Genomic DNA, 25,437 nt, shown 5'->3' with positions numbered 1-25,437 from the left:
TCCCCCCGAGGTCACTAGCGTTGGTCTAGCTAAGTGATATCACTTTTTCGGCCCGCGGCAACCTGAAGCCGTTCGGAAGCGTCGAAACATTGGGGTGGAACCGGTGTACCCCTGGGGCCCGTTGTGCCCGGGTGCTGATTCTCACGCCCGTAAGAGTCCGCATCGGCGGACCTTTGTCATAGAGAGCGATGTTAGTTTTCTGAGCTGACTGCTGAGAAGGAAGCGGAGCGAGCGGACTCATGGGACGAGCGGACGACAGACGTGCGCGACAGCGCGGTGGCCGCCGCGCCGCGCCCAGGGACCGCTCGGCGCAGGAACCCGCCGCCGACTCCCGGGCCTCCGGCGCGGCGCCGACACTGACCGAACCGCCCGCCGAGGCGAGCGCCGACCCGGGCCCGATACCCGGCGGCCGGGCCGCGGCCCGGCGAGCGGCGCAGGCGCAAGCGCGCGGTAAGAAAAAGGGTAAGAAGGACGGCCGCAGCCTCCTGCGCAGGATGTTCACCTGGAAGAAGGTCCTGGGGACGTTCCTCGGCGCCTGCCTCCTCGCCATCGGCGCCTTCATCGCCGCGTACATGATGATCGACATCCCCACGGGGAACGCCGACGCCCTCAAGCAGAGCAACGTCATCCGCTACAGCGACGGCACGGTCCTCGCCCGCGACGGCGACCTCAACCGCGAGAACGTCGCCCTCTCCAAGATCCCCAAGCCCGTGCAGCGCACGTTCGTCGCCGCCGAGAACAAGACCTTCTACAACGACTCCGGCGTCGACCTGAAGGGCACCGCCCGAGGCATCCTCAACACGGTCGCCGGGCGCGGCGCGCAGGGCGGTTCGACCATCACCCAGCAGTACGTCAAGAACTACTACCTCACCCAGGAACAGACGGTCACCCGCAAGCTCCAGGAGATCGTCATCTCCCTGAAGCTGGACCGCCAGAAGTCCAAGGACTACATCCTGGCCGGGTACATCAACACGAGCTACTACGGCCGTGGCGCGTACGGCATCCAGGCCGCCGCCCAGGCGTACTACCGCGTCGACGCCGACCGGCTCACCGTCGAACAGGGCGCCTACCTCGCCGCCCTCCTCCAGGCCCCCAGCCAGTACGACTGGGCGGCGGCCACCCCGACCGGCAAGAAGCTCGTCCAGGCCCGCTGGAACTACGTCCTGGACAACATGGTCGGCCAGAAGTGGCTGGACAAGACCGAGCGGGACGCCATGAAGTTCCCGATCCCGCTCGACCCCAAGCCCGCCGCCGGCAAGAAGGGCCAGGTCGGCTACCTCGTCGACGCGGCCAACAAGGAACTCGCCCGCCAGCTCGTCGCCAGCGGCCGGGCCGCCACCAGGTCCGAGGCCGACGCCCTCGTCGACCGGGGCGGCTGGACCATCACCCTCAACATCGACAAGAAGAAGCAGGCGGCCCTCGAAGCCGCCGTCAAGGACCAGCTCACCAGCAAGCTCGACAAGAAGAAGCGCTCCGTGGACGGCGACGTCCAGGCCGGCGCCGTCTCCGTCGACCCGAAGACCGGCAAGGTCGTCGCGATGTACGGCGGCACGGACTACCTGGAGCACTACCTCAACAACGCGACCCGCACCGACTACCAGCCGGCCTCCACCTTCAAGCCGGTCATCCTCGCCGCCGCCCTCGCGCACGACGCGAAGAACCAGGACGGCGACACGATCAGCGTGAACTCGATGTACGACGGCACCAGCAAGCGCCCGGTCGTCGGCAGCGCGATCGGCTTCGCCCCGGAGAACGAGGACGACCAGGACTACGGCCCGGTCACCGTCCAGACGGCGATGAACAAGTCCATCAACTCGGTGTTCGCCCAGCTCGGTGTGGACGTCGGCATGGACAAGGTGATGGAGACGGCCAAGGCCCTCGGCATGGACACCGCCGACCTCAAGGCCGTCCCCGCGCAGACCCTCGGCACGATGGGCGCGAGCCCCCTCCAGATGGCCGGTGTCTACGCCACGCTCGACAACCACGGCAAGAAGGTCACCCCGGCGATCATCGAGGAGGCCGAGTCCTCCACGATGACGATCAAGCCGAACCCGATCGGCGAGGAGGTCATCTCCCGCGAGGCCGCCGACACGGTCACCTCGGTGCTGACCGGCGTGGTCGACGACGGTACGGCCAAGACGTCCGTCCGCGACAACGACAAGCGCAACGGCCAGAAGGTGGCCGGCAAGACGGGCACCTCGGACGACAACAAGTCGGCCTGGTTCACCGCCTACACGCCCGACCTGGTGACGTCCGTCGGCCTCTTCGGCGAGTCCGCGAAGGCCCCGCACCCCCAGGTCACCCTGACCGGCGCGACCGGCCTCATCCCCGGCAAGGGCCGGATCAACGGCGGTGGCTACCCGGCGCAGATCTGGGCCGAGTACACGTTCGGCGTCTCCACGAAGGTCTCCAAGTTCGACCTGGACACCACGCAGGGCGCGGCCGTCCAGCCGACGGCGAGCCCCACCCCGAGCCCGACCGCGAACCCGTCGCCCACCAGCTCGCCGAGCCCGTCCCCGAAGCCGAGCAACTCTCCGAGCCCGTCGCCGACCCCGACCCCGACGCCGACGAACTCCCCGAGCCCGTCGCCGACCCCGAGCAACTCCCCGTCACCGACCCCGACGGGCGGGGACACCGTGGGGAGCACCGGAGGGAACCCGTTCGACCCTGGAGACAGCCAGTAGACAGCCGGTAGACGGACGCCGGCGGAGCACGAAGAGGCGCCCGGTACCTTCCCGGTACCGGGCGCCTCTTCACGTTCCCGTGCCCTGAACGGACAGGAACTCAGCTCCGGTTCAGCTCGAACCAGACGACCTTGCCGGTGCTGAGCCGCGTCGCACCCCAGCGCCGGGCCAGCTTGTTGACGAGGTACAGGCCCCGCCCGCCCTCGTCCGTCGCCCGCGCCTGCCGCAGCCGCGGCAACTGCGGTACGTCGTCCCCGACTTCGCAGCGCAGGACGTCCGTGCGCAGCAGCCGCAGGGTCACCGGCCGGGAGGCGTACCGCACGGCGTTGGTGACGACCTCGCTGACCAGCAGCTCGACGGAGTCGCTGAGCTCCTCGAGTCCCCAGCGGGCCAGGGCCCGTCGGGCGAGGCGGCGGGCACGGCCGGGCGCCGCGTCCTCCGGTTCCAGGAACCAGTACGCGACGTCACTGGGCGCGATCCCCTCGAACCGGGCGGCGAGCAGCGCGATGTCGTCGTCCCGGTCGCCCGGACCGAGCATGTCGAGCACCTCGTCGCACAGCGCCTCCAGCGGCGGCGGATGGTCCGGGCCGGTCAACTGCGCGGTCGCGGCGAGCTTCTCGCGCAGCGCCTCTATCCCGGTCCAGACGTCCCGCAGCCGGGACTCGACGAGCCCGTCCGTGTACAGCAGGAGCGTGCCGCCGGCGGGCGCGTCCAGTTCGACGGCCTCGAAGTCGACGCCCCCGACCCCGATCGGGGCGTTCGGCGGCACCTTGAGGACCTCGGCCCGCCCGCCGAGATGCAGCAGCACGGGCGGCGGATGACCGGCGTTGGCGACGGTGATGCGGTGCGAGACCGGGTCGTACACCGCGTAGAGGCAGGTCGCCATGCGGTCCTGGCCGAGCCGCTGGGCCTGCTCGTCGAGGTGGTGCAGGACCTCCTGCGGCGGCAGGTCGAGCCCGGCCAGCGTCTGGGCCGTCGTCCGGAGCTGGCCCATGATCGCGGCGGACGTCATGGAGTGGCCCATGACGTCGCCGACGACGAGGGCGACCCGGCTGCCGGGCAGCGGGATCGCGTCGTACCAGTCGCCGCCGACGCGCGCCGTCTCGGCCGCCGGGAGGTAGCGGGAGGCGAGCCGGACGCCCGTCGGGCGGGGGAGGTGGTCGGGCAGCATCGTGCGCTGCAACTCGTCCGCGATGTACGCCTCGCGGCCGTACAGGACGGCCTTGTCGATGCCGAGCGCGCTGTGCGTGGCCAGCTGGGCGGCGACGAGGAGGTCGTCCGGCTCGAACGGGAAGCGGTCGGCGCGCCGGATGAAGACCGTCGCCCCGATCACCCGGCGCCGGCCGCGCAGCGGCGCGAGGATCGCGCGCTGCCCGCCGGGTACGATCAACTGGCTCTCCTCGCCGAGGAGTTCCGGCAGCGCCGCCCGGGCGGCGGGCGCGTCCGCGAACACCGGCCGCACCCCGCGCAGCACCTCCGCGAGCGCCCCGCCCTGCCGCACCTCGCACAACTCGGCGATCGCGGACGACAGTTCGGAGATCTCGGACGGCTCGGGCAGCGGCGCCGGGATGATGAACCCCGCCTCGGAGTCCTGCTCCTCGGGAATCCGGTCGGTCCGGCGCAGCCGCAGCACGAGCGGACCGGTGGGCCGTTCGTCGCCGACCGGCAGCGGATCGCGCAGATAGACGAGGATCGCGTCGGAGAAGGTCGGCACGGTCGCCCGGCACAGCCCCATCACGATCTCGTCGAGGTCGATGCCGCGCGCGATGCGCCGGGTGGCCGCGCCGACGAACCGCAGCCGGTCGCCGTCGCGCCGCATCGGCGTCGGCTGCCCCGGCGGCAGGCCCGAGCCCTGGCGCCGCTCCTGCGGCGCCTCGCCGCCCGGCTGCACGGGGATGCCCTCCGGCGCGGGGCGGGGGCGGTGGGCGCCCTGTTCCGCGGACGCCGGCTGCGAGTGCTCGGGGTCCTTGCCCATGTCGCCTGTGCTGTCGCCGCCCGTGTCGAACGGCGGTGTCTCCAGTGCCGCGGTGCCTGGTGCGTGCACCGGGGAACGCAGGAGCGCCCCGCGGGGGTCCGCGGGGTCGACGCCCTGAGGGCGTTCGAAGGAGGTCGGGTGCTCCGTCACGCGTGTCGAATCCGTCCGTCCGGGGCTGCGCGCCGTACGCGCAGTCGGTCCCGCAGAAAACCCGATACCCGGAATACGTGTCCCCGGAACGGGAGGCCGGTGTGACCGGAGGCTGTTTTCGACTCCCCGGGGGACGACTGGCCGCCGCCCGTACCGGTGTTGCCCTCGTACCCCTCGCTCACGTCCTGCCGCCCCTCGGTGACGTTCGGTCAGACCTGGTGTCTGCTCCGGGAGTTACTGCCGCACTGCCCTTCCGGACGACGATCCTACGGTTGCCGTCCCGGGGCGCATCAAGGGTCTCATGGTGAGGCATGCACGGGGGTACGGTCCCAGTCCTGCGGCAGGACCGGGACGTTCCAGGACGGATCGGGACGCCAGTTCTCCCAGCCGTCCGCGAACGGCGGGCCCCAGGCGCGGATCACCTCCACCGCGGCCCACCCCGCCGACCGCACTCGCCCGGCCACCGCGGCGTCCATCAGCCCGACCCGCTGTGCCTGTGCGAACTCGTCCTCATCAAGCCAGTCCCAACTCCGGTCCGGGTGCACACAGATGTCCAGGAAATGGTCCTCCGAGTCCACCCCGCCCGCCCAACGGGCCAGCGGCTCCTCCAGATTGACGTACCAGTTCTTGAACTGCCAGCCCGGTTCCCAGAACAGCCACACCGACCATGGTTCACCGGGCCGCGCCAGCTTCAGCACGCCCGTCCCGAACCAGCGTTCGCGATGTACGGTGTGCGGCTTCGTGTAGCGGGTCTCCAGCGGCTCCTCGTGCACCGATGTGCCGTCCGCCATACGGGGTTTCACACACTCCGTGCCCGGCGCGAGCCACACCGCGAGGAGATCCGCGTCGTCCCGGACGACGGTGACGGGACGGGCGATGTGGATGCCGGGGCCGCCGTTCTCCCGGTAGCGCCACAGGACGCGACTGCCCGGCGCCCAGCGGACGATCTCCGACCCACCACCCACGCCGCTCACCGCTCCGTCGTCTCTCATGGCCAGATATTAGGTGCTCAGGCCATCCAGCGCTGTGGCTTCGGTCATGGTTCTCGTGATCTTAAATCTGCGTCACCGCTGGTTACGGGTGTGTCATCCGCAGGACATCCAGGGCCTCGTCGAGCTGTTCGACCGTCAGATCGCCCCGCTCGACGTACCCGCCCTCGACGACGACCTGCCGGATCGTCTTCCGCTCGGCGAGGGCCTTCTTGGCGACCTTCGCGGCCTCCTCGTACCCGATGTACTTGTTCAGCGGGGTCACCACCGACGGGGACGACTCGGCGTACTCGCGGGCGCGTTCGCGGTGCGCGACGACGCCGTCGACCGTGCGGTCGGCGAGCAGCCGGGAGACGTTCGCCAGCAGGCGGATCGACTCCAGGACGTTCTTCGCGATCACCGGGAGCATCACGTTCAGCTCGAAGTTGCCGGCCGCGCCCGCCGTCGCGACCGTCACGTCGTTGCCCGTGACCTGCGCGGCGACCATCAGCACGGCCTCCGGGATCACCGGGTTGACCTTGCCCGGCATGATCGAGGAGCCCGGCTGGAGGTCGGGCAGGGAGATCTCGGCGAGGCCCGTGCGCGGGCCCGACGACATCCAGCGCAGGTCGTTGGCGATCTTCGTCAGGCCGACCGCGATCGTCCGGAGCTGGCCGCTCGTCTCGACCACGCCGTCCCGCGCGCCCTGCGCCTCGAAGTGGTCGCGGGCCTCCGTCAGCGGCAGGCCGGTGGCGCGGGCGACCTCCGCGATGACGGCCGCGGAGAAGCCGGGCGGGGTGTTGATGCCGGTGCCCACCGCCGTGCCGCCGAGGGGGAGTTCGGCGAGGCGGGGGAGGGACGCGCGGAGCCGTTCGACGCCGTACGTGACCTGTGCGGCGTACCCTCCGAACTCCTGTCCCAGCGTGACCGGGGTCGCGTCCATCAGGTGTGTGCGCCCCGACTTGACGACGTCCGCGAACTCCTGGGACTTGCGGGTCAGGGATGCCGCGAGGTGCTCCAGGGCCGGGATCAGGTCGTGGGTGACGGCGGCCGTCGCCGCGATGTGGATCGACGAGGGGAAGACGTCGTTCGACGACTGCGAGGCGTTCACATGGTCGTTGGGGTGCACATCCCGCCCGAGGCGCTCGCTCGCCAGGGTCGCGATCACCTCGTTGGTGTTCATGTTGGACGACGTCCCCGAGCCCGTCTGGAACACGTCCACCGGGAACTGGTCGTCCCACTTCCCGGCCGCGACCTCCTCGGCCGCCTCCTGGATCGCCGCCGCGATGTCCTGGTCCAGCACCTTCAGCTCGGCGTTCACCTTCGCCGCCGCGCCCTTGATCCGGGCCAGCGCCTCGATGTGCGCCCGCTCGATCCGCTGCCCGGACACCGGGAAGTTCTCCACGGCCCGCTGCGTCTGCGCCCGCCACTTCGCGTGCGCGGGAACCCTGACCTCGCCCATGGAGTCGTGCTCGATGCGGTAACCGGCGGTGTCCTGTACGTCGCTCATGTCCTGTACAGCGAACGGAGCGGCGCGGATGTTCCGGATGACCACTCGCACGGGTCATGTGATTCACGTCTCGCGCGGTCCGCACGGCACGTGAACGGCGGCACACCGCGCTCCGCCGTCCACGTGGGCCGCTCCGTGCCGAGGCGGGTCAGTACCAGGCGGTCCTGGCGTAGACGGTCGTACCGCAGACCAGCGCGGCCCGCGAGAGCCGGCCGTTGAGGTTGTTGCCGATCTGCGTGTACGCGTAGTCGATCCCCGGGTCGACGCTCTCACGCACCCAGTCCCAGCTGGTCGGCGTACCGCTGGGGACGTACGACGTACGGTCGAGCCAGGCGTAACAGCCCTGGGGCGCGTTCTCGATCCGGGCGAACGAGCCGCAGCCGCCCGCGTAGAAATACTTCAGCGCGATGGTGCGACCGCTGACGACGGCGCTGGTCTGGCGGACCAGGCTGTAGCTGCCGCTGCACGGGGTGTTCCCGGGGTAGCTGCCCTCGTAGCTGAAGAGGGGGTAGTTGGCGCTGTGGGACGGGACGGCACTGGCACTGCCGGACAGTGCGCCGGTCATCGCCAGCGTTCCTGCGGCGAGCGCCACCGAGACCTTGAGTCGACGGGACACGACCACTCCTTCGTGTGTCGAGTTCTTGTGTCGAGCTTCGAGTGTCGAGCGAAACCGATGCGCGGAACTACGGGCATCGGTTTCACTGTGGCATGTCCCGGACGAGAAGGGGTGTGCCCGTGGAGGTGACGTCGCACCACGCGGCCAAGTTGGCGCGAAGTCACCTCGCCCGGCGGGAAGTCGGGGGAGCCGGGGGGATCACACGAGCCCCGGGCCGCGTACCGGGATCGTGGTGAACGTCGGGGCCGGGGCCGGGTCCTGGAAGAAGTCGTTGCCCTTGTCGTCGACGACGATGAAGGCGGGGAAGTCCTCGACCTCGATCTTCCAGACGGCCTCCATGCCGAGCTCCTCGTACTCGACGACCTCGACCTTCTTGATGCAGTCCTGGGCGAGGCGGGCGGCGGGGCCGCCGATGGAGCCGAGGTAGAAGCCGCCGTGGGTGTCGCAGGCGTCGGTGACCTGCTGGGAGCGGTTGCCCTTGGCGAGCATCACCTTGGAGCCGCCGGCCGCCTGGAACTGCTCGACGTAGGAGTCCATCCGGCCGGCCGTGGTGGGGCCGAAGGAACCGGAGGCGTACCCCTCGGGCGTCTTCGCCGGGCCCGCGTAGTACACCGGGTGGTCCTTCAGGTACTGCGGCATCTCCTCACCCGCGTCGAGCCGCTCCTTGATCTTCGCGTGGGCGATGTCCCGGGCGACGACGAGAGGCCCGGAGAGGGAGAGGCGGGTCTTCACCGGGTACCGCGTCAGCTCCGCGAGGATCGTCTCCATCGGCTGGTTGAGATCGATGCGGACGACGTCCTCCTCACCGGAGGAGAGGTGCTCGTCCGTCGTCTCCGGCAGGAACCTCGCCGGGTCGGTCTCCAGCTGCTCCAGGAACACGCCCTCGGCGGTGATCTTCGCGACGGCCTGCCGGTCGGCGGAGCAGGAGACGGCGATGGCGACGGGGCAGGACGCGCCGTGCCGGGGGAGGCGGATGACCCGGACGTCGTGGCAGAAGTACTTGCCGCCGAACTGGGCGCCGATGCCGATCTTCTGCGTCAGCTCGAAGACCTTCTCCTCCAGCTCCTTGTCCCGGAAGCCGTGCCCGAGCGCGGAGCCCTCGGCGGGGGCCTCGTCGAGGTAGTGCGCGGAGGCGTACTTCGCGGTCTTCAGGGCGTACTCGGCGGACGTCCCGCCGACGACGATCGCGAGGTGGTACGGCGGACAGGCGGCCGTGCCGAGCGAACGGATCTTCTGCTCCAGGAACTTCATCATGGAGGCTTCGTTCAGGACGGCCTTGGTCTCCTGGTACAGGAACGACTTGTTCGCGGAGCCGCCGCCCTTGGCCATGAAGAGGAACTTGTAGGCCCCGCCGTCGGTGGCGTACAGCTCGATCTGCGCCGGGAGGTTGGAGCCGGTGTTCTTCTCCTCCCACATCGTGAGCGGAGCCATCTGCGAGTAGCGCAGGTTCAGGTTCAGGTAGGCGTCGTAGATGCCGTGCGAGAGGGCCTTCTCGTCCTCACCTTCGGTGAGGACGTTCTGCCCGCGCTTGCCCATGACGATCGCCGTGCCGGTGTCCTGGCACATCGGCAGGACGCCCGCCGCCGCGATGTTCGCGTTCTTCAGCAGGTCGAGGGCGACGAACTTGTCGTTGGAGGACGCCTCCGGGTCGTCGACGATCCGGCGCAGCTGCGCGAGGTGCGCGGGGCGCAGGTAGTGCTGGATGTCGTGGATCGCCTCCGCGGCGAGCGCGCGCAGCGCCTCGGGCTCGACCTTGAGGAACGTCCGCCCGTCCGGCCCCTCGACGGTGGAGACGCCTTCGGAGGTCACCAGCCGGTAGGGCGTGGTGTCCTCTCCCAGGGGCAGCAGATCGGTGTACGCGAACTCAGGCATCGAGCCCATTCCTCACTTGACGGGTCAGCGGCCGGCCTCCATTGGCAAGCGCTCTCCAGACTAGAACCTGCCACCGACAGCGCCCTGGTGAGGCAAGGCTTAGTTCGATGATAATGAAAATTCCGGAGGGGTGTCGCGATCTATCGTGTTTGGGTACGCTGCTGTCGTGGACCTTCAGAAGCAGACCGATCTGCGCGCGTCGGACGCCGACCGCGACCGCGTCGCCGACATCCTCCGCGACGCCCTGGCGGAAGGCCGCCTCACGGCTGACGAGCACGCCGAGCGCGTCGAGGGTGTGCTCGCCGCGAAGACGGTCGGCGAACTGGAGGTCTTCGTCAGGGACCTCCCCGCCGCCCACCCCGGGCGGCCGACGGCACCGTCCCACCCGTCGCAGGCCGCCCTCCCGGCCGACCCGGACGACAACATCGTCGCCGTCTTCAGCGCGGCCGGCCGGCGAGGCCGCTGGCGCGCGGGCCGCCGTATCCACGCGTACGCGGTCTTCGGCAGCGTGGAGATCGACCTCAGCGAGGCGCTCTTCGAGTACCAGCAGGTCGTCATCAAGGCGTACGCGGTCTTCGGCAGCGTCGAGGTCCGCGTCCCGGAGAACGTCTCGCTGCGGGGCAACGGCGGCGGTGTCCTCGGCAGCTTCGAGGTCGACACGCTCGACGCGGGCGATCCGGAGGCCCCGGTGGTCTATCTGGACGGCTGGGCGGTGCTCGGCAGCATCGAGGGCAGACCGAGACGCGGGCGCCTCGTCGCGGACATTCTCGATCGGGTTCAGCGCAAGGTCGACCGGAGTTTGCACAAGCATCTGGACCGTTGACGCCTGTGAAGGGATGTGAAACCCGCGGTTCGGAACTCAGTGCATAGGTACGCGTACAGCGGGTAGGGCTTGCTGCATCGCCTCTCGCAATCGTCTCTCGCTCGCGAAGCCGTCGTCAGGAGTAGACCGTGCTGCAACCGCCGCATTCGTCCCTGGTAGCTGCCGTTCCGGCCCAGCGGGTGCCAGTGCGGGACCAAGACGCCCCCTGGCACACCGAGGCGGTGTGCCGGCGCGACGAGGCGGGACTGTTCTTCGCCCCCTCGAAGGAGCCCACCGCGGCCCGCCTCTCCCGCGAGGAGGCCGCCAAACGCGTCTGTGCCCGCTGTCCGGTCATGGTCCAGTGCCGCGAGCACGCACTCCTCCAGCCCGAGCCCTACGGCGTCTGGGGCGGCCTGACCGCCGCGGAACGCCGCGTGGTGCTCGCGCGCCGGCGCCGCCGGGAACTGGAGCTGAAGAAGACGGCGAGGGCGACGGACACGCGGGTCGCGCAGGCGGGCTGAAGACTCCCGGCGCGGGAAAGAGGGCGTCCCCGCAGGGACGCCCTCTCCAGTTGCCGGTGGGGCCGCTTGCCGCCGGTGGCGCTACTTCGCGCGGTCGAAGTCCACCGCGCTGTACGCCCGCAGCTTGCGCAGCCGGTGCTCCGAGTCGATCCGCCGGACCGTCCCCGACTTGGAGCGCATGACGATCGAGTCGGTGGTCGCCGTCTCCGAGCGGTACCGCACGCCCCGCAGCAGCTCCCCGTCCGTGATCCCGGTGGCGACGAAGAACACGTTCTCGCCCTTGACGAGGTCCTCGGTCGTCAGCACCCGGTCCAGATCGTGCCCGGCGTCGAGCGCCCGCTGCCGCTCCGCGTCGTCCTTGGGCCACAGCTTCCCCTGGATGACACCCCCGAGGCACTTCACGGCGCAGGCCGAGATGATCCCCTCGGGCGTCCCCCCGACCCCGAGCAGCAGGTCGATCCCGGTGCCCTCCCGCAGCGCGAGGATCGACCCGGCGACGTCCCCGTCGGAGATCAGCTTGATCCGCGCCCCCGCCTGCCGGACCTCCTTGATGATCCCGGCGTGCCGCGGCCGGTCCAGGATGACGACGGTGACGTCCTCCGGGGTGCCCCGCTTCGCCTTGGCGACCCGCCGGATGTTGACCTCGACGGGCGCGTTGATGTCGACGAACTCGGCCGCCTCGGGCCCGGTGACCAGCTTGTCCATGTAGAACACGGCGGACGGGTCGAACATCGCCCCCCGCTCGGTCGCGGCCAGCACGGCGATCGCGTTCGGCATGCCCTTCGCCGTGAGCGTCGTCCCGTCGATCGGGTCGACGGCGATGTCGACCTCGGGCCCGGTGCCGTCGCCGACGCGCTCCCCGTTGAACAGCATCGGAGCCTCGTCCTTCTCGCCCTCCCCGATGACGACCACGCCGTTCATCGAGACGGTCGACACGAGCGTCCGCATCGCGCGCACCGCGGCGCCGTCGGCGCCGTTCTTGTCGCCGCGCCCGACCCACCGGCCCGCGGCCATCGCGGCGGCTTCGGTCACCCGGACGAGTTCGAGTGCGAGGTTGCGGTCGGGGGCCTCGGAGGGGACATCGAGCTCGGACGGCAAGTGATGGTGCTCGGACACGGGGCGCACCTTTCTGACCGATACGACGACGGCCGGGGCGGGGAGTCTGACTCCTGACTCTAACTCCAGTACGAAAAAATGAGCAGGGGACCCCACGGATGAGCGCGGGGGGCACCTGCGACGATAGGGGGCGTGGCAGGTTCGAACGGCAAGCAGAAGTCGGCCCGGGACATGATCCTCTCCCTGGGGCTCATCGTGGCGGCGGCATTCGTCATCTACCTCTTCATCCCGCACGACGACGGGGAGCCCGACCTCAAGCGCGTCGACTACACGGTCGAGCTGGCGACGGCCCGCCGCGCGGCGTCGTACCCGATCTCCGCGCCCGTGGGGCTGCCGGAGACCTGGAAGGCGACGTCCGTACGGTTCGACGGCGCGGACTCCGACGCCTGGCACCTCGGCTTCCGCGCGCCCGACGGGCAGTACGTCCAGGTCGAGCAGTCCGCGTCGGAGAAGCGCGACAAGTTCGTGGACGACGCGAGCCAGGGCTCGACCGCGACGGACGTCACCGACGAGATCGGCGGCGCGAAGTGGACCCGCTGGACCGGCGGCCGGTACGACGCGCTCGTCCTGAACGGCGCCGACGGCTCCACCACCGTCGTCGCCGGCACCGCCTCCTTCGACCGCCTCGCCGAGATGGCCCGTGCCCTCAAGACCCCCTGAGCGCCCCCTCGCACACGAAGAAGCCCCCCGGTGCTCCCGGGGGGCTTCTCTGTGCCGTACGGCTCTCAGCGGCCGTACGGCGCCGCTCAGACGGTCGTGACGACGTCGTCGTAGGCGAGGCGCGGGGAGCGCGGGTGCGAGGCGCCCTCGGCCGGGCGGCCGATGTTGACGACCATCAGCGGGGTGTGGTCGTCGTCGAGGAACTCCTTGCGGACGCCCTCGAAGTCGACGCCGGTCATCGGGCCGGCCGCGAGGCCCGCCGCGCGCACGCCGATGATGAAGTACGCGGCCTGGAGGGCGGCGTTGACCTTCGCGGAGCCCTCACGGGCCGGGCGCTCGGCGAAGAAGACGTCCTTGGCCTGCGGGAACGCCGGGAACAGGGTCGGCAGCTCCTGGTGGAACTCGTTGTCCGCGGAGAGGATCGCGACCAGCGGGGCCGTCGACGTCTTGGCCTGGTTGCCCTCGGCCATGTGCTTCACGAGGCGCTCGCGGGCCTCGGGGGAGCGGACCAGGGTGATGCGCAGGGGCGTCTGGTTGAACGCCGTGGGGCCGAACTTGACCAGGTCGTAGATCGCCTGGACCTGCTCGTCGGTCACGGGCTCGTCCGTGAAGGCGTTCGCGGTGTGGGCCTCGCGGAACAGCAGGTCCTGGGCGGTGGGGTCGAGAACGAGAGACATGCGTGGCTTTCCTTAGGTGCACGTCCCGATCCGGGACGCCGGACCGGTTGACGTGCACGACCGTACGCCATTTATGTTCAACGTTCAACAAAGTCACTCGGGGGGCTCAGTGGTCCGGAGGACGCAGGCTCAGTCGGCGTCCTCCTCGCCCTCCTCCGCCAGTGCCGCGTCCAGCCGTGCCCGCGCGCCCTCCAGCCACCGGCGGCACACCTTCGCCAGCTCCTCGCCGCGCTCCCACAGGGCGAGGGACTCCTCCAGCGTCGTACCGCCCGCCTCCAGGCGGCGCACCACGTCGATCAACTCGTCCCTCGCCTGCTCGTAGCCGAGGGTCTCGTCCTTCGTGCCGGTCATGTCCGTCATTCCTGTGTTCCCCGCTCCTCAACCCGTACCGTCAGCTCGCCCCGGGCGACCCGGGCGCGCAGTGTCTCGTCCGCCGCGACCTCGTCCGGGTCGCGGACCACGTGGCCGTCGGACCGCTGGAGGACGGCGTAGCCCCGCTTCAGCGTCGCCGCGGGGGAGAGGGCGACCACGCGCGCGTGCGTGTGCGACAGCTCCGAGTCCGCGCGGTCCAGCTGGTGGCCGAGGGTGCGGCGCGAGCGCTCCAGGAGCGACGCGACGTGGTCCTCCCGTTCGGCCACCATCCGGTGCGGGTCCTGTATCGACGGCCTCGCGAGCGCGTGCGCCAGCCCCCGCTCCTCGCGGTCCACGAGCCCCTCCACGCATCGCCGGGCCCGGCCGCGCAGCATCCGTACGCGCTCCAGCTCCTCCCCGACGTCCGGGACGACCTTCTTCGCGGCGTCCGTGGGGGTCGAGGCGCGCAGGTCCGCGACGTGGTCCAGGAGGGGGTTGTCCGGTTCGTGGCCGATCGCCGAGACGACCGGGGTACGGCACGCCGCGACCGTCCGCACCAGCTGTTCGTCCGAGAACGGGAGGAGGTCCTCGACGCTGCCGCCCCCTCGGGCGACGACGATGACGTCGACCTCCTCCATCTCGTCCAGCTCCTTCACGGCCTGGACGACCTGCGTGACCGCGTGCACGCCCTGTACGGCGACGTTGCGCACCTCGAATCTCACCGCCGGCCATCTGTGCCGTGCGTTCTCCAGCACGTCCCGCTCCGCCGCCGAGGCCCTTCCGCACACCAGGCCGATGAGCTGCGGCAGGAACGGCAGCCGCCGCTTCCTTTCCGCCGCGAACAGCCCCTCGCTCGCCAGCGCCTTCTTCAACTGCTCCAGCCGCACGAGCAGTTCGCCCACGCCGACCGGCCTGATCTCGGTGGCCCTCAGCGACAGCTGCCCCCGGGGCGCGTACCACTCGGGCTTCGCCAGCACGACGACTCTGGCGCCCTCTCCCACGACATCGGCGACGGCGTCGAAGACCTGCCGAAAGCAGGTGACCCCGACGGAGATGTCATGCGAGGCGTCCCTCAGCGTCAGAAAAACAACCCCGGCGCCGGGCCTCCTGGACAGCTGCGTGATCTGCCCCTCCACCCACACCGCCCCCAGCCGATCGATCCAACTCCCGATGAGCCGCGACACCTCCCCGACGGGCAGGGGAGCTTCCGCGGACGTGTTCACAGCCATGCGGTCGAGAGTATCGGCCACCACCGACAACGGGGCGGGTCGTTCGGCCGCGGGCCCGTCGTGGCCGTTCGCGCCCACGCGGCGGAGCCGCAGATCAGATACAGCCCCGCGCCCCTGACGACGACCGCTCACGCCGTCGGACAAGCGACCGACGCTGGTGCGGGCGGTTCGGCTGCGGGTCCCTCGTGGTTGCTCGCGCAGTTCCCCGCGCCCCTGAAACACACCCACCCGCACCCACTTCTCCTTCCTGCGCCCAGCTGCGGGCAGTCGTGCCGCCAGGGCACGGGTGGGCTGGGGGTCCCCCCTGCTCGGAGAGCTTGGGGGAGGCACCCCGCACGCGCGGGCAAGCGCCCCCCGCCCCCAGCCACCCACCGGCCGCACACCACCCACCCGCCTCAGCCCACACCACCCACCCCCCGCCCCCGCTGAACCACCAACACCCCCAACCCCACCACCAACCACACCGCCCCCACCGTCAACGCCGTCTCCGACGCCTCCACGATCACCGCGACAGTGATCGCCGCCCCCAGCAGGGGAAGCAGTGCGTGTCGCCACCAGCTCACCTCCCCGCCCGCGCGCCGGACGACGAACCAGCCGATCACGCTGGCGTGGAGCAGGGTGAAGGCCGTGAGTGCGCCGACGTCGACGATCGACACCAGGTGGTCCATGCCGTCGTCGCGGCGGGCGGCCCAGACGGCGGCGACGAGGGTGACGGTGGCGGAGCAGAGGAGGGCGATCCGGGGGACGCCGGAGGAGGTTTTCGACAGCACGCGTGGGAGGCGGCCGTCTCTCGACATCGCGAACAGGAGGCGCCCGGCGGCGGCCTGCCCCGCGAGCGCGGCGAACGCCGCGCCGATCGCCTTGCTGACGGCGACGAGATCGTGCAGCCACCCCCCGACGGACGCCTCGACGGCGTCGTAGAAGGCCGACCCCTGCCGGGCGGGCTCCGCGGCGAGCTGGGCCGAGGAGAGGGGCTCCAGGAGGGCGACGAGGTACGTCTGGGCGATGAACAGCACCCCGGCGAGGGCGAGACAGAAAAGCAGCGCGCGGGCGACCCGGGCGGACCCGCCCGTGACCTCCTCGGCGAAGGAGGCGATCGCGTCGAAGCCGAGATACGACAGCACCGCCACCGAGACCGCTCCGAGGACGGCCGACATCGCGAAGCCCCCCTGCGACCCGTCCCCGGTGAACGGCGACAACCACCCCCGCTCGGCCCCGTCCCGCGCGAGGACGACGACGGCCGACACGACGAACACCAGCAGGACGACGATCTCCATGGCCAGCACGAGCAGCCCCACGCGGGCGGCGGCCCGCACGCCCCAGAGGTTCAACAGGGTCGTGACCACGACCGCGAGAGCCGTCCACACCCACCGGGACACCTCCGGCACGAGCGAGTTCATCGCGATCCCGGAGAACAGATAGGCGACGGCCGGGATGAGGACGTAGTCCAGCATCGCCATCCACCCGGCGACGAACCCGGCCCCTTTCCCGAGCCCCACGCGCGCGTAGGCGAACACGGAGCCCGCCTGCGGAGCGACGCGCACCATCTGGGCGTAACTGAACGCGGTGAACGCCATGGCGACCGTCGCGACGACGTACACGAGGGCGACGGCGCCGTGCGACTTCGCGTCGAGGGTCCCGTACACCCCCACCGGCGCCATCGGTGCGATGAACAGCAGCCCGTAGACGACGAGGTCACGGAAGCCGAGAGTACGTCGCAACGCCGTCGTACCGACGTCCCGGGAGGTGTCCTGAGAGGTGTCCTGCATCGCTTGCCTCCGCCCACGCGCGCGTAGCGTGCCGCCAGTCTCCCCGAAGCGGGGATCTTCGACCCCTCGGGCGCACCCTTACGATGGGAGGCATGACCGCTTCGCCGCGCCGCCGTGTCCTGCTCGCCGCCCCCCGGGGCTACTGCGCGGGTGTGGACCGCGCCGTGATCGCCGTCGAGAAGGCCCTGGAGCAGTACGGGGCCCCGATCTACGTCCGGCACGAGATCGTCCACAACAAGTACGTCGTCCAGACCCTGGAGAAGAAGGGCGCGGTCTTCGTCGAGCGCACGGAGGAGGTGCCCCCCGGGAACATCGTGATGTTCTCGGCGCACGGCGTCGCCCCCGTCGTCCACGAAGAGGCCGCGCGCGGGAGCCTCGCCACGATCGACGCGACCTGCCCCCTGGTGACGAAGGTCCACAAGGAGGCCGTCCGGTTCGCGAACGAGGACTACGACATCCTCCTGATCGGCCACGAGGGCCACGAAGAGGTCATCGGGACCTCCGGTGAGGCCCCGGACCACATCCAGCTCGTCGACGGCCCCAAGGACGTCGAGAAGATCACCGTCCGCGACGAGTCGAAGATCGTCTGGCTCTCCCAGACGACGCTGTCCGTCGACGAGACGATGGAGACCGTCGACGCCCTCAAGGAGAAGTTCCCGCAGCTCATCTCCCCGCCGAGCGACGACATCTGCTACGCGACGCAGAACCGCCAGCTCGCCGTCAAGCAGATGGGCGCCGAGGCGGAACTGGTGATCGTCGTCGGCTCCCGCAACTCCTCCAACTCCGTACGGCTCGTCGAGGTCGCCAAACTCGCGGGCTCGCGCGAGGCGTACCTCGTGGACTTCGCGAGCGAGATCGACGAGGCGTGGCTGGAGGGCGTGACGACGGTCGGTGTCACCTCGGGCGCGTCCGTCCCGGAGGTCCTCGTCGAGGAGGTCCTGGAGTGGCTCTCCGCGCGCGGGTACGGCGATGTGGAGCTGGTCAAGGCCGCCGAGGAGTCGATCACGTTCTCGCTGCCGAAGGAGCTGCGCCGGGATCTGCGGGACGAGGCGGCGGCGCTGGTGGCCGAGCGCGGCGGGAGCGGTCCGGAAGCGGCCTGAAGAAGGCCGGGGAGGCGGCCCGGGGAACCGGCCTGAAGCCGTCTTGACGGCCTCGGGCGGGTGACTGTCAGTGGGCCGTCGTAACGTGGGGCCATGCAGATCTTCGGCGTGGACATCGGTGGATCAGGGATCAAGGGCGCCCCTGTGGACCTCGACAAGGGGGACCTGGCGGCGGAGCGCTGCAAAGTGCTCACGCCGCATCCCGCGACCCCCGACGGCGTGGCCGACGGCGTGAAACAGGTCGTCGACCACTTCGGCTGGACCGGCCCGGTCGGCCTGACGTTCCCGGGCGTCGTCACCGGCGGGTCCACGATCCGTACAGCGGCCAACGTCGACAAGAGCTGGATAGACACCGACGCGCGGGCGCTGTTCTCCGAGCGCCTCGGCGGCCTCCCGGTGACCGTGGTGAACGACGCGGACGCCGCCGGGGTGGCCGAGATCAACTTCGGCGCCGGGCGGGGCCGCAAGGGGACGGTCATCCTGCTGACCTTCGGCACGGGCATCGGCAGCGCCCTCTTCACGGACGGCGTGCTCGTCCCCAACACCGAGCTGGGCCACCTCGAACTCCACGGCCACGACGCGGAGACCCGCGCCTCCAGCAAGGCCAAGGAGGACGGTGAGCTGACCTGGGAGCACTGGGCCCACCGGGTGACGAAGTACCTCGCGCACGTCGAGATGCTCTTCTCGCCCGAACTGTTCATCATCGGCGGCGGGGTGAGCCGCAAGGCGCAGAAGTTCCTGCCGTTCGTCCAGGGCATCAAGGCGGAGATCGTCCCGGCGCAGCTCCAGAACAACGCGGGGATCGTCGGGGCGGCGATGCGGGCCGCCGAGTAGGTCCGTCAGCGGCGCCGTCCGGCCGCCCCCCGCGGCCACACCCGGCGCACGGCGACCGTCACCAGCGCGGCCAGCGTCCCCCCGTACAGCCAGCCCGCCTGCGTCGCCAGCGCCGTCACCAGCCCCATCAGCGTCCCCCCGAACCCGCCCCCGCCGTCCGCGACGAACAGGATGCCGACGGCGAAGGCGATCGGGAGGACGACCGGCGCGGAGACCAGGTCGCCCCGCCGGGTCCACAGGGCCGTCAGCAGGCAGACGGGCAGGTAGAGGACCGCGTACACGGTCGTCGAACCGCCCGCCAGGCCGACGAGCAGGCCCAGCGCCGTCATCAGCGTCCCGCTGAACAGCCCGCTGCCGAGGCCGGTGAGGCGGGGGTTGGGGTAGCGGGAGGCCGCCGGGGGAGGGGCGGCGCGGCGCGGCTTCGGGGGGCCGGGGTGCGCGGTCCGGCGAGACACCTTCCGGGCGGGCCGGGGGACGGCTCGGCGGGGGGTGTCGGTTCGGCTCTGCACAGGGGGGCCCACGCGGTCGCCGCCGCGGTTCTGTGCGGAGGGGCGTACGGGGGTGGCGCAGGCGTCGGCCGGGGGGTGTACGGGGGTGGGGCGGCCGGGGCTGCGGTTCTGGACCGGCGTGCGGGGTGGCGGGGTGGTCGTCGTGTCCTCAAGGAGGCCGAGGGCGTCGAGGGCGGCTCGGGAGAAGTCGTCGGTGCCGGGCTTTCGGGGCTTGCCGGTGCCTGTCGTACCGCCGGTCCTGCCGCCGCCTGCGCCGCCCGCTGTGCTGCCTGCCCTGCTGTTTGCCGCGCCGCCCGCTGTGCTGCCTGCCCTGCGGTTTGCCGTGCCGCCCGTCACGCCGCCTGTCCTGTTGCCCGCCGTGCCGTCTGTCATACCGTCCGCCTCCCCGCGCCTGCCGCCTCGCGCTGCGCCGGGCGCGCGGGTGCGGCGCGTGCCGTCGTCCCCCTGCCGGGGGGTCGTCGTCCCGGTGCCGCGGCTGCCGGGAGCCGCCGGGTCGCGGAACCCGCGCGCGTCCCTGCCGTCCGGGGCGCCGGCCTCGTACAGGTCGCCGGCCTCGTACGGGCCGCCCGGCTGCGGGGGCGCGGCAGGGGTGCGCGGGGGACGGGGGGCTCTCGGTCGGTGCACTTGTCCAACTTAGGTCTGTTTATGTGGAGAATCCGGCGTGGGACACGCCGTCGGACCGGGCTTGGGCATGCGTTCGAGCGGGACGCCGGGGCGGGGACGGGTACGGCTTAGACTGGGGGATCGGCCGGGTTTCCGGGCCGTGGCAGGGTCCGAGCGCGGACCGGCCAGGTCCGCACCGCCCCCGGCTCCTGGCCCTCCACATACGCCCTCTCCACATACGGGAAGTCGCAACGTGTCGCTCACGATCGGAATCGTCGGTCTGCCGAATGTCGGCAAGTCGACCCTGTTCAACGCCCTGACCAAGAACGACGTGCTGGCGGCCAACTACCCGTTCGCCACGATCGAGCCGAACGTCGGCGTCGTGGGCGTCCCGGACCCCCGCCTCGACAAGCTCGCGGAGATCTTCGGTTCCCAGAAGATCCTCCCGGCGACCGTCGACTTCGTCGACATCGCGGGCATCGTGCGCGGCGCGTCCGAGGGGGAGGGGCTCGGCAACAAGTTCCTCGCGAACATCCGTGAGTCCGACGCGATCTGCCAGGTCATCCGGGCCTTCAAGGACGAGAACGTCGTCCATGTCGACGGCAAGGTCTCGCCGAAGGACGACATCGAGACCATCAACACCGAGCTGATCCTCGCCGACCTCCAGACCATCGAGAAGGTCCTGCCCCGGCTCCAGAAGGAGTCCCGGATCAAGAAGGACATCGCGCCGAAGGTCGCCGCCGTCGAGGCCGCGAAGGAGATCCTGGAGCGTGGTGACACCCTGTTCTCCGAGGGCATCCTCCAGGGCACGGAGCGCGCGGAACTCCTCCACGACCTGCACCTCCTGACGACCAAGCCCTTCCTCTACGTCTTCAACGTCGACGAGGACGAGCTGACGGACGACTCCTTCAAGGACGAGCAGCGCGCCCTCGTCGCCCCCGCCGAGGCGATCTTCCTCAACGCGAAGCTGGAGGCGGACCTCGCGGAACTCGACGAGGCCGACGCCCTCGAACTCCTCGAATCCGTAGGCGCCGAAGAACCCGGCCTCGCCACCCTCGCCCGAGTCGGCTTCAACACCCTCGGCCTCCAGACCTACCTCACCGCCGGCCCCAAGGAATCCCGCGCCTGGACCATCAAGAAGGGCGCCACCGCCCCCGAGGCCGCCGGCGTCATCCACACCGACTTCCAGAAGGGCTTCATCAAGGCCGAGGTCATCTCCTTCACCGACCTCGTCGAAATGGGCTCCGTGACGGAGGCCCGCGCGAAGGGGAAGGCGCGGATGGAGGGCAAGGAGTACGTCATGCAGGACGGGGATGTCGTGGAGTTCCGCTTCAACGTGTGAGCGGATGAGGTGACACCACGTCGCTGATCTGGCAAACACGCAGATCAGAAGGGGCCGTGCTCTCGTGAGCCGGCCCCTTCGTCGACCCCGTGCTGGATCGGTGCTGGGCCTGAGCCTCGGGGTGGAAGGCGGCGCGGTGGTTACTCACTGCGTGCCAGCGTCTCCCTCGTGATGTCCTCGATCGGGATGCCGTGTGCCGGATCGGCCATGCGCTCGTCGATGGAGACCACGGCAGTCACCTCCTCGCCTCGGCGTGTGATCACTGTGGGTACGTCGTCGTGGTCGGCCCGTTCCACGACCTCGGCCAGGTGTGCCCGTCCGCGGTGGTTCGTGGAACTCGGGGGCGCTGGGCCGGCCCTACTCGGCAGACGGTTCGAGCAGCGGCTCGAAGGCGGAGTCCTCCTCGTCCGGGTGCTGGGGGAGGAAACCGTCGGGGACTGTGCGAGCCGCTGTGGTGAGGAGGCGGGTCAGGACCTCCTGTTCGGTGGCCGGGGGGAGTCGGAGGGCGGCGATGAGGCGGTCGCGGACGGTGGGGTGGTCCGGGTGGTCGGCGAGGTGGTCGGCGCCGAGGGCCGGGGGCCGGGCGCCGGCCAGGGCGTCGTGCCAGGACGGGAGGACGATGGCGAGGGTCAGGGCCTCGGCGAGGGACTCGGCGATGAGGGAGGCCCGGCCCTCGGAGTCGGTGTAGAGGACCGGGCGGGAGCCGCCCGGGACGGCGGGGCCGCAGAGGTAGTGGGTACCGCCCGCGTTGCAGCCGGCGACGGGCTCCACCGGGAGGCCGTTGGGGAGGGCGATCGGCTCGATCGGGTCGGTACGGTCGACGTCGAACTCACCGTCGCAGGCCAGGTAGGCGGCGGCCTCGCGCTGCGCGGCGACTCTCCGGAGCAGCACCTTCTCCGAGAGCGTGACCGGGTTGAGGGCTGTGACGATCGCGGGGGTGAGGGGACGTCCCGCGAGGACGTGGCGGACGGCGTCGAGGGGGACAGGGCGCTCGTAGTCGTCCGCGAAGTGACCCTGGACGGCCTCGGGCGACCGGTCCGTGAGGAGGCGGAAGAGGAAGCCGGAGCCATCCGGGTCCACTCTGCCGGAGGGGAAGGAGATGGCCTGGCCGGTCCGCCAGGAGGTGTCGCCGGTCTCCTGCCACAGGCAGGCGGTGACGCGCGGGGCGTCGATGCCCTCGTCATGGAGGGCGGGGTCGTCCAGGATCGGGCGGAGCGCGGCGGGCACTTCGTCGATGACGCCGGGCCAGACCTGCTCGTCGTCCGTTCCGTACGGGCTCATCTCCGACTCGTGGTCGAAGCCGCGTATGAGCACACCGGCCGGGGTGAAGTGGACGGAGAACTCGTCCCCCGCCCCGTTCATCATCAGGGCCGTCTCCCCGCCAGGGCCTCGTGTGGCGGCGAAGGTGTAGATGCAGCACCGTGGATCGTCGCTGATCGTGGCGTCCAGGACGGCCAACGCGTTCAGATGGGCGCGGAGTTCGGCAGGGCCGGGGAGGAGGGAGGCGACCTCGTGCACAGTGCTCATGGCGCCATGAAAGCAGCCGCCACTGACAGCCCGCCGCGCTCACCGCCGGGTCCAGCCGTCGGCGAAGTCGCAGTGGAGGTCCGTCCAGCGGCGCTGTTCGGCGGGGACGTGGCTGGGGTGGCCGAGGCGTCCCCCTGCCTTGACCCACCCCTCCCAGAGGCCGCCGGGCTCCGTGAAGCGGTCGGCGTGGTGGGTACCGAGGAGGGCGTCGAGGCGGAGGAGGGCGCCGAGGGCTGCGGGCTGGTCGTAGTTCAGGTCGGTGCGGGGGAGGTAGCGGTCGAGGTAGGCGGTGAGGATCTCGGCGTCGGCGGGTGTGCCGAAGCGGGCCAGGACGAAGCAGTAGGCGCTGCCGGAGAAGCAGACCTCGCTGGCCAGGAGCAGGTCGCCGATGCGTTCGCGAAACCGTTCGCGGCGGTCCACGCCGATCAGCCATGCGGCGGTGAGGCGCGAGCGCCACTCGTAGCCGAGGAGGGCTTCCAACTCGGCATCGGTGATCGTGGCCGCGTCGTCGATGAGGTGATGGGCGAAACGTTCGCCGTGAGGCCACTCGGGCCGCAGGAATCGACCACTTTTCAGGACGACGTAGCGCGCGTGGCCTGAGTCCTTCCTTGCCGCGTAGCGCTCGATCACGTAGCCGTAGCCGATCTCCTCGGGGTGCTGGAACGGCATCGGTCACCTCTCCGGGTACAGGTCGGTACGGTCGATCCAGGTGGGGGCGACGAAGATGGCGTCGCCGGCGGGGGCCTCGGAGGCTTCGAGGAGGGACCAGGCGCGGGACTCCTCGACCAGGCGCTCCCAGGGCGCGGTCCAGTCGAGTCCCCAGTCCAGGCCGGTGCCGGAGATGCCGTACGTGCGGCCGGCGTCCACGCGCCAGAACTGGGAGTAGAGGATCACCTGGGCGTGGTCGGCCAGGTCGTCGACGATCTCGGTGAAGTGGGCCGAGGGCCAGCCCGGGGCGTCGTCCGCCACGGTGGCGCGCAGGTGCGCGGTGAGCGGCGGGACGACGGGGGTGCGGGCGCCGAGTTCGGTCAGCGCCCAGCGGATGCCGACGGACTCGGTCAGGTCCGGTGGGGTCGCGCGGTCCAGGCAGGCGCGGTAGGCGCGGCGCAGGGGCTCGACGGCGCCGTCGATCTCCAGGCTCGCCAGGGCCATGGCCGCCCATTCGCGGACGGTCGGGTTGTCGCTGTCCAGCAGGCCGATGAGAGCGGGGCCGCAACGGGGATCGCCCACCTCCTCGAAGACCTCGACGGCGGTCAGCTGACCGAAGCCGCCGAGGGAGGGCAGGCCGTCGATGACGGCGGGTACGGCGTCGGCGCCGATCGGGATCAGCTCCGCGCGGGCGTCGTAGGACTCGTCGGCCCTGCCGTCGAGCTGTTGGACGAGTCTCTCGATACGGGAGGTCACGACGAGGAGTGGTCCCGGCGCCAGAAGGTGGGCAGCCACCAGCAGAGCACCGACCGGTCGTCCGGCCACGGTGCGCGGTCCCCGGATTCCCAGTCCTCGAAGGAGTCGCGTGTCGGGTCGATGGGGCGCCAGGTGGGGTCGAGCGGCTCGTCCTCGGCCGGCAGGCGGCCGAACCGCCGGCCGTGCTCGTCACAGGCGCCGAACTCCCGGTAGTTCCGCTGGGCCTCGATCAGGGAGACCTTGTTCGCGCCGCCGCTCATGGTGGGCCAGCGGAACTGGACCCCGTCGTCCTCCCAGAAGCAGACGGGGCAGATCTCGTACGAGCCGGGCATGTCGTCGAACACGCGGTGTCCGCAGCAGGGACAGGGGTGGCTGGCGCTCATCTGCGCAGTCTCGCCATAGGGCCGGCCGATGTGCCATGGATTTCTCGGACTGAACCGGACGCCACCTGGCTGTGGGTCGAGGCGCCCCTGTACGGCTCCTGCCCCCGATGGCGGCCTCGGGCCGGGGAGACCGGGTTCAGGGGTGGAGGCCGGTCGGGTGGGAGGTCTGGGTGGAGGGCGTCGTGTCCAGGACCAGGCGGAGGATTCGGGAGACGTCGTCCGAGGAGGACGAGGAGGTGGAGGCGGAGCAGTCCTGGGCGGCGGCCTCGGGGTGGTACGTGCGATGGCGGGCGCAGGATTCGGAGCCGGCGACGAGGTGGGAGGTGAGGGCCGTGAGGGTGGCGGGGTCGGCGCTCGGGGGGAGTTGGGAGGGGTGGGACTCGGCTAGGCGGGCGCGGAGGGTGGGCTGCCAGGTGGAGTACCAGTTCGGCGGGGTCCACAGCAGCTCGCGGGTGAGGCGGGCGGCGGCCCGTACGGCAGGGTCGCGGTCGAGGAGGCCGGTGAGGGCGAGGGTGAAGGAGACCAGCCACTCCACGGGGGAGTCCTGCCGCGCGGGTATCTCCGCGAGCGCGGACCGCGTCGCCGCGCAGCCCTCCTCGCCGACCGTCCGGGCCAGGTGCTCCTTGGAGTCGAAGTGGAACGTCAGCGCGCCGAGCGAGGTGTCGGCGGCCTGGGCGATCCGGGTGAGCGACGTGCCCTCGTAGCCGTCCCGGTCGAAGACCTCGGCTGCCGCGTCCACCAGGGTCCGCCAGGTCCGCGCGGCCCTTTTCTGCCGCATGCCGCCCCTTTCTGAACGCACGCCGGCACGAGGGCGAACGGCCGGTGTAACAACATC

24 protein-coding genes are annotated in these 25,437 nt (G+C 70.9%); 7 read left to right on the top strand and 17 right to left on the bottom strand.

Going from position 1 to position 25,437, the window contains the following annotated elements; genetic code table 11:
• Window positions 1–239 precede the first annotated feature (239 nt).
• Window positions 240–2,684, top strand: coding sequence for a transglycosylase domain-containing protein (locus ABZX85_RS03425; RefSeq protein WP_355862150.1), 2,445 nt, complete (start codon window positions 240–242; stop codon window positions 2,682–2,684).
• A 100-nt stretch (window positions 2,685–2,784) separates the two neighbouring features.
• On the opposite strand, the gene ABZX85_RS03420 is transcribed toward ABZX85_RS03425, so the two are convergent.
• The 5 genes from ABZX85_RS03420 to ABZX85_RS03400 all read right to left on the bottom strand — a co-directional run bounded on the left by ABZX85_RS03420 (window position 2,785) and on the right by ABZX85_RS03400 (window position 9,784).
• Window positions 2,785–4,809: an ATP-binding SpoIIE family protein phosphatase gene (locus ABZX85_RS03420; RefSeq protein ID WP_355862148.1), complete on the bottom strand. Its 2,025-nt coding sequence runs from the start codon at window positions 4,807–4,809 to the stop codon at window positions 2,785–2,787.
• 299 nt (window positions 4,810–5,108) lie between these two features.
• Window positions 5,109–5,801 carry a DUF402 domain-containing protein gene (locus ABZX85_RS03415; protein ID WP_355862146.1) on the bottom strand — a complete coding sequence of 231 codons (693 nt, stop codon included), beginning with the start codon at window positions 5,799–5,801 and terminating at the stop codon, window positions 5,109–5,111.
• Window positions 5,802–5,883: 82 nt separating this feature from the next.
• The gene (locus tag ABZX85_RS03410) at window positions 5,884–7,287 is read right to left on the bottom strand and encodes a class II fumarate hydratase (RefSeq protein ID WP_355862144.1); all 1,404 of its coding nucleotides are present in this window, start codon (window positions 7,285–7,287) and stop codon (window positions 5,884–5,886) included.
• A gap of 148 nt (window positions 7,288–7,435) precedes the next feature.
• The gene (locus tag ABZX85_RS03405; protein WP_355862142.1) at window positions 7,436–7,903 is read right to left on the bottom strand and encodes a hypothetical protein; all 468 of its coding nucleotides are present in this window, start codon (window positions 7,901–7,903) and stop codon (window positions 7,436–7,438) included.
• Window positions 7,904–8,101: 198 nt separating this feature from the next.
• Complete coding sequence (locus tag ABZX85_RS03400; protein WP_355862141.1) at window positions 8,102–9,784, bottom strand: fumarate hydratase; 1,683 nt, start codon at window positions 9,782–9,784, stop codon at window positions 8,102–8,104.
• Window positions 9,785–9,941: 157 nt separating this feature from the next.
• Here ABZX85_RS03400 and ABZX85_RS03395 point away from each other — a divergent pair, with 157 nt between their 5' ends.
• Together ABZX85_RS03395 and ABZX85_RS03390 are read left to right on the top strand one after the other, a co-directional pair.
• Window positions 9,942–10,598, top strand: coding sequence for a DUF1707 domain-containing protein (locus tag ABZX85_RS03395; protein ID WP_355862139.1), 657 nt, complete (start codon window positions 9,942–9,944; stop codon window positions 10,596–10,598).
• 128 nt (window positions 10,599–10,726) lie between these two features.
• Window positions 10,727–11,098, top strand: coding sequence for a WhiB family transcriptional regulator (locus tag ABZX85_RS03390; protein WP_355862137.1), 372 nt, complete (start codon window positions 10,727–10,729; stop codon window positions 11,096–11,098).
• 81 nt (window positions 11,099–11,179) lie between these two features.
• Here ABZX85_RS03390 and glpX read toward each other — a convergent pair whose 3' ends face one another.
• Window positions 11,180–12,214, bottom strand: a complete 1,035-nt coding sequence (glpX, locus tag ABZX85_RS03385; protein ID WP_355862135.1) for a class II fructose-bisphosphatase — start codon at window positions 12,212–12,214, stop codon at window positions 11,180–11,182.
• A 132-nt stretch (window positions 12,215–12,346) separates the two neighbouring features.
• Here glpX and ABZX85_RS03380 point away from each other — a divergent pair, with 132 nt between their 5' ends.
• Window positions 12,347–12,874 (top strand): DUF4245 domain-containing protein, encoded by a 528-nt coding sequence (locus ABZX85_RS03380; protein ID WP_355862133.1) that lies wholly within the window; start codon window positions 12,347–12,349, stop codon window positions 12,872–12,874.
• Window positions 12,875–12,960: 86 nt separating this feature from the next.
• Here ABZX85_RS03380 and ABZX85_RS03375 read toward each other — a convergent pair whose 3' ends face one another.
• From ABZX85_RS03375 to ABZX85_RS03360, 4 genes are all read right to left on the bottom strand, one after another.
• Window positions 12,961–13,551, bottom strand: coding sequence for a malonic semialdehyde reductase (locus ABZX85_RS03375; RefSeq protein ID WP_355862131.1), 591 nt, complete (start codon window positions 13,549–13,551; stop codon window positions 12,961–12,963).
• Window positions 13,552–13,680: 129 nt separating this feature from the next.
• Window positions 13,681–13,902, bottom strand: a complete 222-nt coding sequence (locus tag ABZX85_RS03370; protein WP_355862129.1) for an exodeoxyribonuclease VII small subunit — start codon at window positions 13,900–13,902, stop codon at window positions 13,681–13,683.
• A 5-nt stretch (window positions 13,903–13,907) separates the two neighbouring features.
• On the bottom strand, window positions 13,908–15,131 hold the full coding sequence (xseA, locus tag ABZX85_RS03365) for an exodeoxyribonuclease VII large subunit (RefSeq protein ID WP_355862127.1): 1,224 nt from the start codon (window positions 15,129–15,131) through the stop codon (window positions 13,908–13,910).
• A 395-nt stretch (window positions 15,132–15,526) separates the two neighbouring features.
• On the bottom strand, window positions 15,527–16,900 hold the full coding sequence (locus ABZX85_RS03360) for an APC family permease (RefSeq protein ID WP_355862125.1): 1,374 nt from the start codon (window positions 16,898–16,900) through the stop codon (window positions 15,527–15,529).
• 83 nt (window positions 16,901–16,983) lie between these two features.
• On the opposite strand from ABZX85_RS03360, the gene ABZX85_RS03355 reads away from it, so the two are divergent.
• Window positions 16,984–18,000 (top strand): 4-hydroxy-3-methylbut-2-enyl diphosphate reductase, encoded by a 1,017-nt coding sequence (locus ABZX85_RS03355; protein ID WP_355862123.1) that lies wholly within the window; start codon window positions 16,984–16,986, stop codon window positions 17,998–18,000.
• A 93-nt stretch (window positions 18,001–18,093) separates the two neighbouring features.
• Window positions 18,094–18,834, top strand: coding sequence for a polyphosphate--glucose phosphotransferase (gene ppgK / locus ABZX85_RS03350; protein WP_355862121.1), 741 nt, complete (start codon window positions 18,094–18,096; stop codon window positions 18,832–18,834).
• A 5-nt stretch (window positions 18,835–18,839) separates the two neighbouring features.
• On the opposite strand, the gene ABZX85_RS03345 is transcribed toward ppgK, so the two are convergent.
• The gene (locus ABZX85_RS03345) at window positions 18,840–19,967 is read right to left on the bottom strand and encodes a DUF6542 domain-containing protein (RefSeq protein WP_355862119.1); all 1,128 of its coding nucleotides are present in this window, start codon (window positions 19,965–19,967) and stop codon (window positions 18,840–18,842) included.
• A 232-nt stretch (window positions 19,968–20,199) separates the two neighbouring features.
• Between ABZX85_RS03345 and ychF the strand changes: the two genes are divergently transcribed.
• A complete protein-coding gene (gene ychF, locus ABZX85_RS03340) occupies window positions 20,200–21,288 on the top strand; it encodes a redox-regulated ATPase YchF (RefSeq protein ID WP_355862117.1) in 1,089 nt (362 codons plus the stop codon).
• Between the two features lie 140 nt (window positions 21,289–21,428).
• Here ychF and ABZX85_RS03335 read toward each other — a convergent pair whose 3' ends face one another.
• From ABZX85_RS03335 to ABZX85_RS03310, 6 genes are all read right to left on the bottom strand, one after another.
• Window positions 21,429–21,596, bottom strand: coding sequence for a type II toxin-antitoxin system prevent-host-death family antitoxin (locus ABZX85_RS03335; protein WP_355862331.1), 168 nt, complete (start codon window positions 21,594–21,596; stop codon window positions 21,429–21,431).
• Window positions 21,597–21,645: 49 nt separating this feature from the next.
• Window positions 21,646–22,815, bottom strand: coding sequence for a hypothetical protein (locus ABZX85_RS03330; protein ID WP_355862115.1), 1,170 nt, complete (start codon window positions 22,813–22,815; stop codon window positions 21,646–21,648).
• A gap of 39 nt (window positions 22,816–22,854) precedes the next feature.
• Window positions 22,855–23,484, bottom strand: a complete 630-nt coding sequence (locus ABZX85_RS03325) for a DUF6000 family protein (protein ID WP_355862113.1) — start codon at window positions 23,482–23,484, stop codon at window positions 22,855–22,857.
• Between the two features lie 3 nt (window positions 23,485–23,487).
• Entirely contained in the window at window positions 23,488–24,219 is a 732-nt protein-coding gene (locus ABZX85_RS03320) for a HEAT repeat domain-containing protein (RefSeq protein WP_355862111.1), read from the bottom strand.
• Entirely contained in the window at window positions 24,216–24,602 is a 387-nt protein-coding gene (locus ABZX85_RS03315; RefSeq protein ID WP_355862109.1) for a CPCC family cysteine-rich protein, read from the bottom strand. The genes ABZX85_RS03320 and ABZX85_RS03315 overlap by 4 nt, the downstream gene beginning before the upstream one ends.
• A 136-nt stretch (window positions 24,603–24,738) precedes the next feature.
• Window positions 24,739–25,380 carry a TetR/AcrR family transcriptional regulator gene (locus tag ABZX85_RS03310; RefSeq protein ID WP_355862107.1) on the bottom strand — a complete coding sequence of 214 codons (642 nt, stop codon included), beginning with the start codon at window positions 25,378–25,380 and terminating at the stop codon, window positions 24,739–24,741.
• Between the last annotated feature and the right edge of the window lie 57 nt (window positions 25,381–25,437).

The sequence above is a fragment of the Streptomyces sp. NPDC004539 genome, from assembly GCF_040610055.1.
Taxonomy (GTDB): Bacteria; Actinomycetota; Actinomycetes; order Streptomycetales; family Streptomycetaceae; genus Streptomyces.
Note: the sequence above shows the minus strand (reverse complement) of the source record. Positions and strands in the feature narration are given on the sequence as shown.